The organism is Thermoactinomyces sp. CICC 23799 (assembly GCF_016055145.1).
Taxonomy (GTDB): Bacteria; Bacillota; Bacilli; order Thermoactinomycetales; family Thermoactinomycetaceae; genus Thermoactinomyces; species Thermoactinomyces intermedius.
This window is the reverse complement of the sequence record NZ_JAECVV010000002.1, coordinates 159,140-173,773: the sequence shown is the minus strand read 5'-3', so window position 1 is coordinate 173,773 and position 14,634 is coordinate 159,140. Positions and strand designations below refer to the sequence as shown.

The window sequence follows — 14,634 nt, the reverse complement described above, 5'->3', positions numbered from 1 at the left end:
ACGCTTGAAGCATGAAAATATGCTAAAATTGAATAAATATCCATGGAACTGGATGAAGCTGGTTTTGATAAAAATTAATGAATGACTGCTCAGTTTATGATAGAATGTAAACAAACTGAATTGAAAGTAATTTTTGTGTGTTTGCAAAATCTTTTTTCTGAATTAACATAAATAATGGAAAGGGGAGAAAAGGATGTCGATGCTGCAAATTGTGAACCTCCTGGCATTTTTAGGGGTTACCGCTTATGCCGTATACTTATTTGCCAGTGTTGTATACCGGCGGTATCAATATGTGAAATTGGGAAAGCCGGCCGAATTGGATGTGGATTTAAAAACCGGTATCAATCAAGTGCTGGTAAACGTTTTTGGGCAAAGGAAGCTGCTCAAGGATAAAAAAAGCGGGTTCATGCATGTATTGATGTTTTACGGTTTCATTATCATTCAATTTGGAGCGATTGATTTATTCATCAAAGGTTTGGCGCCGGGACATCATCTTCCTGTGCCGGCATATCCGTTTTTTCTGTTCTTGCAGGAACTGACAACATTCATCGTCTTGTTGGCCACCCTGTATGCTTTCTACCGGCGTTATATTGAAAAATTGCCCCGGTTGAAAAGAGGGTTTAAATCCGGGCTCGTGATTATTTTTCTGACCTTATTGATGTCTTCCATTTTATTGTCTGCGGCTTTTGAAAAACTGTGGGCCGGCGAGGGAGTCACTTGGTACACCCCGTTTTCTTCCATCCTTGCCATGCCGTTTATGGATTGGATGAGCGCGGAGGCCGCCAAGGTGCTGTTTTATGTGTTCTGGTGGATGCATGCCTTGGTCTTGCTGACTTTTTTGGTCTACGTCCCGCAATCAAAACATTTCCATTTGTTGGTGGCACCGGTGAATGTTTTCTTGAAACAAAAACAGAAACAGGCACCATCCAAGCTGTCATTAATCGACTTTGAAGATGAATCCGTCGAAGAATACGGAAAAGGAAAAATTGAAGACTTTACCCAAAACCAATTGATCGATTTGTATGCCTGTGTCGAGTGTGGGCGGTGCACCAACATGTGTCCGGCTGCCGGAACGGGAAAAATGTTGTCCCCCATGGATTTGATTGTCAAAATGAGGGACCATTTGACCGCCAAAGGGGCAGCCATTACATCCAAAAGCCCCTGGGTTCCGGAATTTGCTTTTGCCGGCGCGAATCAACAGGCTTTAAACACCGGGGAAGTCAATCTGATCGGGGATGTGATCACCGAGCAGGAACTGTGGGCTTGCACCACTTGCCGCAACTGTGAAGACCAATGCCCGGTGATGAATGAACATGTGGACAAAATCATTGACATGCGGCGTTACCTGGTGATGACGGAAGGGAAAATGAGCCCCGAAGTATCCCGGACTTTCTCAAACATTGAACGTCAGGGGAACCCCTGGGGAATCAGCCGGAAAGACCGGGCCAAATGGATTGAAAATTCGGATGTCCCCGTTCCGACCGTCAAAGAAGAAAAAGAATTCGAGTACCTCTTCTTTGTGGGGTCCATGGGGTCTTATGACAACCGCAGTCAGAAAATCAGCCGGGCTTTGGTGAAATTATTGACTCATGCTGGTGTGAAATTTGCCATTCTCGGGAATAAAGAGAAAAACTCAGGAGACACCCCCCGCCGGTTGGGAAATGAATTTTTGTTCCAACAATTGGCGATGGACAACATTGCTTTGTTCCAGAAACATAAGGTGAAAAAAATCATCACCATCGATCCTCATGCCTATAACGTCTTTAAAAAAGAATACCCCGATCTCGGGCTGGAAGCGGAAGTGTATCACCACACGGAAGTGTTGGCCGAACTCTTGAAACAAGGAAGGATCAAGCCGACCAAAGAAGTTAATGAACGTGTGACATACCATGATTCCTGCTATCTGGGAAGATATAACGGGGTGTTTGATCCCCCACGTTATATCCTGCAGCAAATCCCGGGCATTGAACTGGTGGAAATGAAACGAAACAGAGAAAACGGCATGTGCTGCGGAGCCGGCGGAGGATTGATGTGGCTGGAGGAAACCGAAGGGGTGCGCGTGAATGTCGCCCGCACCGAGCAGGCGCTTGAAGTGAACCCGACCGTGATCGGAAGCGCTTGCCCTTATTGCTTGACCATGTTGTCCGACGGAACCAAAGCCAAAGAAGTGGAAGACAAAGTGCAAACCATGGATGTTGCTGAAATTTTGGCTCTCTCCATTGAGGATGAGCCGGAAGAAGTGGCAGAAGGCGTCCATTGATCAACGAGGGGAAAGCGAATATGGGAAGAAAACTTCCTGTATTCGCTGTCTTCTTCTTTTGAGGAAAAAAAGACAGGAAAGTGAAGCACAAATGCCAAAGATTTTGATCGTGGAGGACGAAGTGGAATTGGCCGGTCTGGTTGCCGGGGAATTGCGCCGCGACAGTTATGACACGTTGGTGGCCCATACGGCCGGCGAAGGATTGGAGCTTTGGAAACAGGAGCAACCGGATCTGGTGATTTTGGATTGGGTGTTGCCGGATATGGAGGGAATCGAGGTCTGCAGAAAAATCCGGCAAAAATCGGTGGTGCCGATTTTGATGTTGACGGCCCGCGGCAGTGAGATGGAGAGGATTTGGGGACTGGATGTCGGTGCGGATGATTATATGACCAAACCTTTCAGCACCGGTGAATTGAGGGCCAGGGTTCGTGCCATGCTCCGCCGAATGGTTTTGATGGAACAGGAGAAGGGAAAACGTGAACAGACCTGTATCGATTACGGGTTTATCCGCATGAATGTGGAGACCCGTGAGGTTTTTTTGGAGGATTCGCTGCTGGAACTCACACCCAAGGAATATGAGTTGTTGCATTTGTTTTTGGCCCACCCGGGCCGGGTGTTCAGCCGGAAATTTTTATTGGAACAAATCTGGGATTTGACTTATGATGGATTTGACCGGACGGTGGATACGCATGTATCGCGTTTGCGAAGAAAATTGGCGCCTTATTCAAAACATATTCTGACGGTATGGGGAATGGGTTATAAGTTTGTGTTAAAGACAGAAAACGGCAAATAACGATTCATCACTGGAGTGAAAAGGTCTCTGCACAGCAGATGACCTTTTTTTAAAAGGGATTCGGGGGTCTCATCTATGCAGTTGAAAAGTTTTCAAAATGCAGGAATCAAGCGGGTGTTGATTGAAACCTTTGCCCCGTTTTTGCTTTTATATGTGCTGATGCTCCTCTGGCAGGTCCGTACTTTTTATGAGTTGGTCTGGATGTATATCTTGACGTTTGTTCCCGAGTTTTGGATGAGTGTCTGGCCGGCCTATCGTTTCAAAAAGGGAGAGAATGCCAAAGAAAGTCTGGCTTTGTGGGCAAAGTTTTTGATCCCTTACCTGACGGGGGTTTTTTGTTTTGAGTGGATCATGGAATGGCTGTTGAAACGGTTGCCCGTTTTCAAAGAATATCCTGTTCTTCTGCCGGACAATCAGGAAGTCTATACGGATTATGTCTGGATTTTGGCCATTGCACTTTTCATCTTGGTTGCCTTCCGCCTGATCTTTTTCCTCCTGGGCGCTATTTGGGAATGGGCATCCGGCCGGCTGGTGCGCCAAATCACCTTATCTCATGTCAATCTGTTTCTTTTTCTGGTGTTTTCCCTGGTTTCTTCTCTCGTTTTTTATACCGTCACCACCTATATCCCGAAAGTGGTCCGGGGCGAAAATGAAACGGTTCAAGTGGCCCGGTGGGCTTCCTACATGATGGAAAACCCCCGGCTTCAGTCGTCGTTGCCCGAGTGGATCCGGCAGGTGGAATCCACAGCATGGAATGAATGGATTTTCCGGTGGTCCCCCTATCAGGTTGAACGGTATTGGACCATTTACAACAGGAAAGGAGAGTTGGTGGCCGACAGCACTTATCCGTTTTTGAAAGAAGCCCTGATCTCTCAAGCGGCCCATCACGAAGAAAAAGCGTTTATCCGGGAGGTGCTGAAGACGCAAAAATTGATCAGCATCCCGTTAAAAAGCGGGAGCCGGTACATGACGGCCGCTCCGGTTTACGGACACGACGGGCGGATTTTGGGCGTGGTCAATCAGATGATCCGCTTTGACGATTTCTTTTACGTGGATGCAGTGGTGCTGACCATGTTCTTTTCATTTTTGTTATCCATTCCGCTGATCCTGTTGACGGTATTGCTCGCATTTGTCATTGCTCTTCCCTTTTCCTATCTTCATGCCCGCTTTGTCACCCGGCGGATCGTCCAGGTGGGGGAAGCGGCCAAAGCCTGGTCCCGGGGAGAGCTTGCCTTCCGGATTCGCGACGAACAAATCGATGAGTTGGGAATCTTGAACCGCCAGTTGAATCAGCTGGCCGGATCTTTGGAAGAAACGACGCATAAATTGCACAATGAAAAGAGACAAGTGGAGAGTTTATTAAAAAGCAAACAGGAGTTTGTCGCCAACGTTTCCCACGAGTTGAGGAATCCCCTTGCCATTATCCAGGGTTATGTGGAGCAACTGCACATGCAAGACCCGTGGAAGAAGACGAAAGAGGTGCGAATCCTGAAACGGGAAGTCACCCGGTTGCAAAAGATGATTGATGACCTTTTTGTCATTGCCACCGAAGATGAAAAAAAATCGCTTGCTTCTTTTTTGCAGCCGGAAAAAACGCAGGTGGACGGACTCATCAAACAAAGTCATGAAACGTTTTCCCGGATCGCATGGCAAAGCAAAAAAGTAAGTATTTTGTTGGAGATCGAGCCCGAATTGCCCCTGGTCCGGGTCGACCGGAAGAGGTTGTCGCAAATGCTGGACAATCTGATCCGCAATGCATTGCGCTTCACCCCGAGCGGGTCGATGATCAAATTATCGGCAAGGTCGGCGGGAAACCACTGTGTCATCGAAGTGCAGGATACGGGAATGGGGATTTCTGAGGATGAACTTCCGTATATTTTCGAGAGGTATTACCAGGGGAAAACCGGAGGACGGGAACACGGGGCTGGTCTGGGGCTTGCGCTGGTCAAAGAATGGGTGGAGGCCATGGGCGGAAAAATTGAAGTGGAAAGCAAGGCCAATCATGGCACGTTGTTTCGCCTCTGTTTTCCTGCGATCGATTCCGAATAACCGCACACAACGTGCGGATTTTTTTATAGAAAATTTTATTTATGCAGAATAAAGCATTTTATGGTAATAAATAAATTCGATTAACTATTGTTAAAAATAATAATTTCCGGTAAGCTAATGAATGAAGGCGTTTTCAACCATATGCCAGCTTATCGAACGAACGCTCGATAGAATATCTGTTTACCGGAGGTGAAGCGCTTTGTCCGAAACGGTGATTCTGGGTGGTGCACGAACTCCGATCGGGAAACTCGGAGGAGGATTAAAGGATAAAAAAGCGGTGGAATTGGGTGGCACGGCCATCCGGGCCGCTCTGGACAAAAGTGGTGTGCCGGATCAATCGGTGGACGAAGTGATCATGGGGATGGTTTTGCAGGGAGGAGCCGGACAAATTCCCTCCCGCCAGGCCGCATGGCTTGCAGGGTTGAGCTGGGAAGTGGGAACGGAGACGATTAACAAAGTCTGCGCATCCGGTCTTCGCAGTGTGACCCTGGCGGATCAGATTTTGCGGGCCGGTGATGCCGGATTGATGGTGGCCGGCGGCATGGAGAGCATGAGCAATGCGCCTTATGCTTTGCCCGGAGCGCGTTTCGGCCATCGGATGGGCGACGGGAAATTGGTGGATTTGATGGTACATGACGGTTTGTGGTGCGCGTTTCACGATGTTCACATGATCATCCATGGAAGCAATACGGCCAAAGAACAAGATATTTCGCGGGAAGAGCAGGATGAATGGGCTTTGAGAAGCCATGAACGGGCATTAAAAGCCATTCAATCGGGCCTCTTTGCGGAAGAGATCGTTCCGGTCACCGTCAAAACCAGAAAAAGTGAACAGGTCGTGGATCAGGATGAATCGGTCCGGCCGGACACCACATTGGAAAAATTGGCTGCTTTAAAACCCGCTTACCAACAAGACGGCACCATTACCGCCGGAAATGCCCCCGGAGTGAACGACGGTGCTTGTGCATTGGTGGTTTCCACCGCCAAAAAAGCGGAGGAGCTGGGTGTGAAACCATGGGCACGCATCTTGGGGCATGCGTCCGTGGCGATGGAAGCCAAAGACTTTCCCATCACACCGGCATATGCCGTAAGGAAACTGTTAAACAAGCACCAATTGTCGCCTCAGGACATCGATTTGTATGAAATCAACGAAGCATTTGCCGCAGTGGCCCTGGCCAATCAAAAGCTTTTGGGAATCGATGCGGAAAAACTGAATGTCAACGGTGGTGCCGTGGCATTGGGGCATCCCATCGGAGCCAGCGGTGCACGCATTCTTCTCACGCTGATCATGGAATTAAGACGTCGCGGCGGAGGATTGGGGGTTGCCGCCATTTGCAGCGGAGCAGCCCAAGGAGACGCCGTCTTGGTCCGGGTGGATGGATAGAAAGGGAGTGAAATGATGGAAATCAAACGGATAGCAGTGATCGGTGCCGGGCAGATGGGAAGCGGAATTGCCCAAGTGGCTGCCCAATCCGGTTTTTCCGTTTCTTTGCATGACGTGGCTGAAGAGCAGGTGAAAAAAGGACTGGCGCGGATTGAAGGCCTCTTGGAAAAAGGAGTGGCGAAAGGGAAGTGGACCAAGGAAGAAAAAGAGGCAGTGTTGTCACGGATCCAAACCACTGCCGACTTGCAGGAAGCGGTCAAGGATGCGGATCTGGTGATTGAAGCCGTGGTGGAAAACATGGAAGTCAAAACCGATTTGTTCCGCCAGTTGGACCAATACAGTCCGAAGCATGCGATTTTGGCCAGCAATACTTCTTCCCTGCCCATCACAGAAATTGCCGCAGCGACTTCCCGCCCCGAATCGGTCATTGGCATGCATTTTATGAACCCGGTTCCGGTGATGAAATTGGTGGAAGTGATCCGGGGATTGGCCACAGCGGATGAAGTGAATGAAACCGTGAGGAATTTGGCGGAAACGATGGGGAAAGTTCCGGTGGAAGTCAACGATTTTCCGGGCTTTGTGTCCAACCGCATCCTGATGCCGATGATTAATGAAGCCATTTATGCCGTGTATGAAGGCGTGGCTTCGCCCGAGGATGTGGACACCGTCATGAAACTGGGGATGAACCATCCGATGGGGCCGCTGACTTTGGCGGATTTTATCGGATTGGACACCTGCCTTTATATCATGGAAACCTTGTATGAAGGGTTTGGCGACAGCAAATACCGCCCGTGCCCTCTGTTGAGAAAATATGTGAAAGCCGGCTGGCTCGGAAAGAAAAGCGGCCGCGGTTTTTATCAATATGACAATGAAAAATAGAGAAAAAGCATCCTGAATTTTCATTTTCATGGAGTGGAGTGATCCTCATGCGGCTTTCTTTTACAGCTGAGCAAGAAATGATGCGCAAGATGGTGCGGGACTTTGCAGAAACGGAAATCACTCCGTTGGTCAACCGGATGGATGAAGAAGACCGGTTTCCGAGAGAAATTGTTAATAAAATGGCACAACTCGGTTTGATGGGAATTCCGATTCCCGAGGAGTGGGGAGGAGCAGGAGCGGATTTTATTTCTTACATCCTTGCACTGGAAGAGATCTCGAAAGTCAGTGCCACGGTGGGTGTGATTTTGTCGGTTCATACTTCCGTCGGCACGATGCCGATTTTGACATACGGAAATGAGGAACAGAAAAAGAAATATGTTCCCCGGCTGGCTTCCGGCGAGTATCTCGGGGCTTTTGCCCTGACCGAACCCCAGGCCGGCTCGGAGGCTTCCAATCTTCGGACCAGTGCCCGGAAAGCAGGAGACAAATATATTTTGAACGGAAACAAGATCTTCATCACCAACAGTGGGGAAGCGGATGTTTATGTCACGTTCGCCGTGACCGACCCCGGCAAGGGTTCCAAAGGGATTTCCGCCTTTATTGTGGAGAAAGACACCCCCGGCTTCCGTGTCGGGAAAAAGGAGAAAAAGATGGGCTTAAACGGCTCCAATACATGCGAGCTGATTTTTGAAGACGCGGAAGTACCGGCAGAAAACCTGCTGGGACGCGAAGGTCAGGGGTATGAAGTGGCGTTGTCCAACCTGGCGGGAGGACGGATCGGCATTGCCGCCCAGGCAATCGGAATTGCCCAAAGAGCGATGCAGGAAGCCCTTTCTTATGCCAAAGAGCGGAATCAATTCGGGAAACCGATTGCGAAAAAGCAAGCCATTCAATTTAAGCTGGCTGACATGGCCACGCAAATTGAGGCGGCCCGTCTCTTGATTTACCGGGCAGCGGAGAAAAGGCAAAAAGGAAAACCGTGCAAGAAAGAGGCATCCATGGCCAAGATGTTTGCATCGGATACGGCCATGAAGGTGACCACCGAAGCGGTCCAAATCTTCGGGGGATATGGTTATACGCGCGAGTATCCGGTCGAAAGATTATTTCGTGATGCGAAAATTACGCAAATTTATGAAGGCACCAATGAAATTCAACGGATTGTGGTCGCCGGCGAACTGTTAAACGGTTAGAAAACGATGATGGATGGGAGTGAAACCCGATGGAGTTTCAGTTGAGTGAAGAGCATGAAATGATGCGCAAGATGGTGCGTGATTTTGCATTAAAAGAAGTGGCCCCGTCTGCAGCCGAACGGGATGAACAAGAGCGTTTCGACCGTACCATTTTCGAAAAAATGGCAACGCTCGGCCTGACGGGCATTCCCTTCCCCGAAGAATACGGCGGGGGCGGAGCGGACTTTTTGAGTTATGTGATTGCCGTGGAAGAGTTATCCCGGGTTTGCGCGTCCACCGGAGTGACCTTGTCGGCGCACATCTCCTTGGCCAGCTGGCCGATCTTTAAGTTCGGTACCCCGGAACAAAAAGAACGGTTTTTGCGTCCGTTGGCCGAAGGAAAGAAGTTGGGGGCTTTCGGTTTGACCGAACCGGGTTCCGGTTCCGATGCGGCGGCCATGAAAACCACTGCCGTCCGCGATGGGGATGAGTATGTTTTAAATGGCAGCAAAATTTTTATCACCAACGGGGGAGAAGCTGAGATCTATGTCGTTTTTGCCTTGACGGATCCGTCGCTGAAACATAAGGGGACCACGGCATTCATTGTGGAAAAAGGGACTCCCGGCTTCTCCATCGGCAAAAAAGAAAAGAAATTGGGGATCCGGTCATCCCCAACCACGGAAATTTTGTTTGAAGACTGCCGGATTCCGGTGAGCCAGCGTTTGGGGGAAGAAGGGGAAGGATTTAAAATCGCCATGATGACGCTCGATGGCGGACGGAACGGGATCGCCGCCCAAGCGGTGGGAATTGCGCAGGGTGCTTTGGACGAGGCGCTTTTTTATGCCAAAGAGCGGCATCAATTCGGGAAACCGATCGCGAAAAAGCAAGCCATTCAATTTAAACTGGCCGATATGGCCACCCAGATCGAAGCGGCCCGCCTTTTGACCTACCAAGCCGCTTGGAGAGAATCCGAAGGTATTCCTTACGGAAAGGCATCGGCCATGGCCAAATTGTTTGCCGGGGATGTTGCCATGCAAGTCACGACGGAAGCCGTTCAAATCTTCGGTGGCTATGGGTACACCCGTGAATATCCGGTGGAGCGCATGATGCGCGACGCAAAAATCACACAAATTTATGAAGGGACGAATGAAATCCAACGTGTCGTGATCTCAAACCACTTGTTAAAAGAATAAACCGTCTCCGGGAGGGGGAGTGATGGAGAGCTGGATCCAAGCCATCAGGCAAAAAAACAAGCGGCAGATTGCCCGCCTGATCACACGGATTGAAAATCAAGATCCGGATGCGGACAAATGGATGGAAGCGATTTATCCCAACACCGGAAATGCATACATTGTCGGAATCACCGGTTCACCGGGGGCCGGCAAAAGCACATTGTTGGACGAAGCCATCTCTTTTTTGCGACGCCAAAACTTGACGGTCGGGGTCATCTCCATTGACCCCTCCAGCCCCTATACGGGCGGGGCCATTCTGGGGGACCGGGTGAGAATGACCCGCCATTCCCTGGATGAGGGGGTTTTTATCCGGAGCATGGGAAGCCGCGGGTCTTTGGGCGGCATTTCCAAATCCGCCGGAGACGCCGTCAAAATTTTGGATGCCGCCGGCTATGACCTGATTTTATTGGAGACGGTGGGAGTGGGGCAGGCCGAACTGGATGTGATGCATGTGACCGATACCGTGTGCCTGGTTCTCAATCCGACCGCCGGGGATGTCATTCAGGTGTTTAAAGCCGGAATCATGGAAATTGCCGATTTGTTTGTCATCAATAAAGCCGATTTGCCGGGAGCCGGACGCCTGGAATCCGAGATCAACGATTTGCTCGATTTGTCGAAGCAAAAGGCCGGTTGCTGGTACCCCCCCATTGTCCGGACGATTGCGACGCGGGGGGAAGGAATTGAGAAGTGGTGGGAAGCGATCGGACGGCATCGCCGCCATCTGGAAGAAAACGGGGAATTGAAAAGGAAGCGGAAGAAACAGTTGGAGCTGGAAACCCGCCAAATCATTGAAGAATGGGTCCGGCGCCGCTTGGAGAGGGCATGGAGGAGTCCGGATTGGAAAAAAGATTTGCAAAAGCTGGAATCCCGCGAGATCAGTCCGCGGAAGCTGGCTGAAAAATGGATCGGGACATTGGGGAGGGGAGCCTGTGAAGAAACATTCCAAACTGATTCCTTCGATGATTAAAAATGAGCGCTTGATCGAACAAAGGCGGGAGCAGATCATCGAAGGGGCGGTTCGGTTATTCGTGGAAAAAGGCTTTCACAAAACCACCACTCGCGAGATTGCCAGAGAATGCGGACTGTCGATCGGGACCATGTATGAATACATTCAAAGCAAAGAAGACGTTCTTTATCTGGTCTGTGAGCATATCCATTCCAAATTGGAGAGCCGGTTGCTGAAAGTCATGAACGAAGAAGATACCGGAATGGAATCTTTGCAAAAAAGCTTGAAACAATTGTTCCGCGTCATGGATGAGATGCGCTCCTTGGTTCTTTTGATTTATCAAGAAACCAAATCCTTGCCCAAAGACAAGATGAAATATGTATTGAAAAAAGAAGAAGACATCACCAATTTATTTTCCCGAATTTTAGAAAAAGGAATGGACGACGGAACCATCCGAATCGATCCTTCCTCCATCAAGTTGATGGCCCACAACATCATGGTGATCGGCCAAATGTGGACCTTTCGCCACTGGGCGTTGGGGCGCGAATATGATGTGGAAGAATACACAAAGCGGCAAATGGCTTTGTTGTTGGGAGAATTTACAGCAGGAGGCGATCGGGATGCAGGGGATTAAAACCAAGTATGCCATTCGGTTTGTGACCGCTGCGAGCTTGTTTGACGGACACGATGCTTCGATCAATTTATTCCGCCGCTTGTTGCAACAGGCCGGAGTGGAAGTGATTCATCTCGGTCACAATCGGTCCGTGGATGAGATTGTGGAGGCCGCCATTCAGGAAGATGTGCAGGGGATCGCGGTTTCTTCGTATCAAGGCGGGCACATGGAATTTTTTAAATATATGATCGATTTGCTCAGAAAACGCGGCGCCGGCCATATTCAAGTGTTCGGCGGCGGGGGAGGCGTGATCGTTCCGCGGGAAATCAAGGAACTGGAAGAGTATGGCGTCCGGAAAATCTTTTCCCCGCAAGACGGGAGAAAGATGGGATTGGAAGGCATGATCCAAACCATGGTGGAGGCGACGGATTTCCCCACGGTTCGCGACATTTCCCGGGAAATGAGTCATGCCAAGAAAGGGGATAAACAAGCGATTTCCCGCTTGATCACCTGGGTGGAGGATGATCCTGACCAGCGGGCAAGGCTGGGGGAACAGTTATCCAAAGAATTGCAGGGATTTGTTCCGGTCATCGGGATCACCGGGACGGGGGGAGCCGGGAAAAGTTCATTGACCGATGAATTGGTCCGGCGTTTTATCCATGACTTTGAAGACAAAAAAATTGCGATTTTGTCCGTCGACCCCTCCAAGCAAAAAACGGGAGGCGCGTTGTTGGGGGACCGGATCCGCATGAATTCCGTCCATCATCCCAGGGTTTACCTGCGAAGCTTGGCCACCCGGAAAACCCGGTCGGAATTAAGCGGCGGAATCAAAGAAGCGATTCAAATCTTGAAAGTGGCCGGATATGATCTGGTGATTGTCGAAACCAGCGGAATCGGGCAGGGAAATGCCGATGTGGTCGAAGTGAGCGACTTTTCCGTTTATGTGATGACATCGGAATTCGGTGCACCTTCCCAGCTGGAAAAAATTGAAATGCTGGATTATGCCGACATGGTGGCCATCAACAAATTTGACCGGAAAGGATCGCAAGATGCCCTCAGAGACGTGAAAAAACAATACCGCCGCAATCATCAGTTGTTTGATGCCGATGATGAGGAAATTCCGGTTTATGGCACGATGGCTTCCCGGTTTAATGACCCCGGAACCAACCGGTTTTACCAGGAAATGATCCGGAAATTGAATGAAAAGTTTGATCTCGGTTGGGAATCCAAAATAAAAGCACCGGTTTCGGAAATGGATATCCATCACATCATCCCTCCGGAAAGAAGCCATTATTTACGGGAAATTGCGGCAACCGTCCGGAAATACCACCAAGAGACGGAAGCGCAGGCCAAACTGGCCACAAAACTTTATCAATTAAATGGAAGTCTTCAGTGTATGAAGGAAGAAGCCGCCGCGGAAGACAGCCTGACTGAACGCTTTAAAGAAACCATTCAAAAAATTGAGGAACGCCTCACCCCGGAGAACCGGAAGTTGCTGGATGAATGGGAAGCGTTGGCCGATGCCTACCGGCAGGATCGATTCACCATCAAGGTGCGCAACAAGACAAAGGAGATTCCTCTTTATTCCAAAACGTTGGCCGGAAGCAAAATCCCCAAAGTGGCCTTGCCCCGGTTTGAGGATTGGGGAGAGCGTTTACGCTTTTTGCGCAAGGAAAACGTTCCGGGGAGATTCCCGTTTACGGCCGGTGTGTTCCCGTTTAAAAGAACGGATGAAGACCCGAAACGGCAGTTTGCGGGAGAAGGGACGCCTGAACGCACCAACCGGCGTTTTCACTACTTGTCAAAAAACGATCAGGCCAAGCGGTTGTCCACTGCTTTTGACAGTGTGACCCTTTACGGGGAAGATCCGGACGAACGCCCGGACATTTACGGAAAAGTGGGGGAATCCGGCGTCAGTGTCTGTACCTTGGAAGATATGAAAAGATTGTTTGAAGGCTTTGACCTTTGTGCTCCGAACACCAGTGTGTCCATGACGATCAACGGACCGGCCCCCATTCTTTTGGCCATGTATTTCAATACCGCGATTGAGCAACAGATGGAACAATTCCGCAAACGGGAAGGACGGGAGCCCACGGCTGAAGAGGCGGAGGAAATCAAGAATGAGACACTGAAAAAGGTGCGTGGAACCGTTCAAGCGGATATCCTGAAAGAAGACCAGGGACAAAACACCTGCATTTTCTCCACCGATTTTGCATTGAAAATGATGGGGGACATCCAGGAGTACTTTATTGAAAAAGGCATCCGAAATTATTATTCGGTCAGCATCAGCGGTTATCACATTGCCGAAGCCGGCGCCAATCCCATTACCCAGCTGGCTTTCACGCTCGCCAATGCCTTTACCTATGTGGAGTATTATTTGAGCCGCGGAATGAAAATTGATGAATTTGCCCCGAATCTTTCCTTCTTCTTCAGTAACGGATTGGATGCGGAGTATGCCGTGATCGGCCGGGTGGCGCGCCGGATTTGGGCCATTGTGATGAAGCATTTGTACGGAGCCAATGAGCGGAGCCAGAAATTAAAGTATCATATTCAAACCTCGGGCCGTTCCCTGCATGCGCAAGAAATGGACTTTAATGACATCCGGACGACGTTGCAGGCATTGATGGCCATTTATGACCAATGCAATTCGTTGCACACCAATGCTTATGATGAAGCGATCACCACACCGACCGAAGAATCGGTCCGCCGGGCCATGGCCATTCAGTTGATCATCATGAAGGAACTGGGGCTTGCCAAAAATGAAAATCCTTTGCAAGGCTCCTTCATCATTGATGAACTGACTGATTTGGTGGAAGAGGCCGTCCTCTGCGAATTTGAGCGGATCAGTGACCGCGGGGGCGTGCTGGGAACCATGGAAACCCAGTATCAACGGGGGAAAATTCAAGAGGAATCCTTGCTGTATGAAACGAAAAAACATTCCGGCGAGTTGCCGATCATCGGCGTGAATACCTTTGAAAACCCCAATCCCCCGGAAGATGTGGAAGTTCTGCTCAGCAGGGCCACCAAAGAGGAAAAGGACCTGCAAATCCGCCGACTTCGTGAGTTTCAGGAAAACCACCGGGAAGAGGCAAAAGTTGCGCTGGAGCGTTTGAAAAAAACGGCCCGCGAAAACGGAAACATTTTTGCTGAGCTGATGGAAACCGTAAAAGTGGCAAGCTTGGGCCAAATCACCCGTGCTTTGTATGAGGTGGGCGGCCAGTACCGCCGGAATATGTAAAGGTTTTCACGACTGGGATGGAGACGTTTGCCGCTCCATCCCTTTTTTGCGCCGGCAGGATTTGGATGTTTATG

Annotated in this window: 10 protein-coding genes; all 10 read left to right on the top strand. The window is 49.8% G+C overall.

The window, feature by feature from the left end; all coding sequences use genetic code 11:
• Window positions 1-193 precede the first annotated feature (193 nt).
• The 10 genes from I8U21_RS03290 to icmF all read left to right on the top strand — a co-directional run bounded on the left by I8U21_RS03290 (window position 194) and on the right by icmF (window position 14,560).
• Window positions 194-2,260, top strand: coding sequence for a (Fe-S)-binding protein (locus tag I8U21_RS03290; RefSeq protein ID WP_181731271.1), 2,067 nt, complete (start codon window positions 194-196; stop codon window positions 2,258-2,260).
• Between the two features lie 91 nt (window positions 2,261-2,351).
• On the top strand, window positions 2,352-3,053 hold the full coding sequence (locus I8U21_RS03285) for a response regulator transcription factor (protein ID WP_181731272.1): 702 nt from the start codon (window positions 2,352-2,354) through the stop codon (window positions 3,051-3,053).
• Between the two features lie 75 nt (window positions 3,054-3,128).
• Complete coding sequence (locus tag I8U21_RS03280) at window positions 3,129-5,102, top strand: sensor histidine kinase (protein ID WP_198053269.1); 1,974 nt, start codon at window positions 3,129-3,131, stop codon at window positions 5,100-5,102.
• Between the two features lie 199 nt (window positions 5,103-5,301).
• Window positions 5,302-6,483 (top strand): acetyl-CoA C-acetyltransferase, encoded by a 1,182-nt coding sequence (locus tag I8U21_RS03275; RefSeq protein WP_198053268.1) that lies wholly within the window; start codon window positions 5,302-5,304, stop codon window positions 6,481-6,483.
• A gap of 15 nt (window positions 6,484-6,498) precedes the next feature.
• Entirely contained in the window at window positions 6,499-7,362 is an 864-nt protein-coding gene (locus I8U21_RS03270; RefSeq protein WP_181731275.1) for a 3-hydroxybutyryl-CoA dehydrogenase, read from the top strand.
• A gap of 47 nt (window positions 7,363-7,409) precedes the next feature.
• Complete coding sequence (locus I8U21_RS03265) at window positions 7,410-8,552, top strand: acyl-CoA dehydrogenase (protein ID WP_198053267.1); 1,143 nt, start codon at window positions 7,410-7,412, stop codon at window positions 8,550-8,552.
• 29 nt (window positions 8,553-8,581) lie between these two features.
• The gene (locus I8U21_RS03260; RefSeq protein WP_181731277.1) at window positions 8,582-9,724 is read left to right on the top strand and encodes an acyl-CoA dehydrogenase; all 1,143 of its coding nucleotides are present in this window, start codon (window positions 8,582-8,584) and stop codon (window positions 9,722-9,724) included.
• Window positions 9,725-9,746: 22 nt separating this feature from the next.
• Window positions 9,747-10,730, top strand: a complete 984-nt coding sequence (gene meaB, locus I8U21_RS03255; protein ID WP_181731278.1) for a methylmalonyl Co-A mutase-associated GTPase MeaB — start codon at window positions 9,747-9,749, stop codon at window positions 10,728-10,730.
• Window positions 10,693-11,343 (top strand): TetR/AcrR family transcriptional regulator, encoded by a 651-nt coding sequence (locus I8U21_RS03250; protein WP_309544765.1) that lies wholly within the window; start codon window positions 10,693-10,695, stop codon window positions 11,341-11,343. Before meaB ends, I8U21_RS03250 begins: the two co-directional genes overlap by 38 nt.
• The gene (gene icmF / locus I8U21_RS03245; RefSeq protein ID WP_198053266.1) at window positions 11,330-14,560 is read left to right on the top strand and encodes a fused isobutyryl-CoA mutase/GTPase IcmF; all 3,231 of its coding nucleotides are present in this window, start codon (window positions 11,330-11,332) and stop codon (window positions 14,558-14,560) included. The genes I8U21_RS03250 and icmF overlap by 14 nt, the downstream gene beginning before the upstream one ends.
• Window positions 14,561-14,634 lie beyond the last annotated feature (74 nt).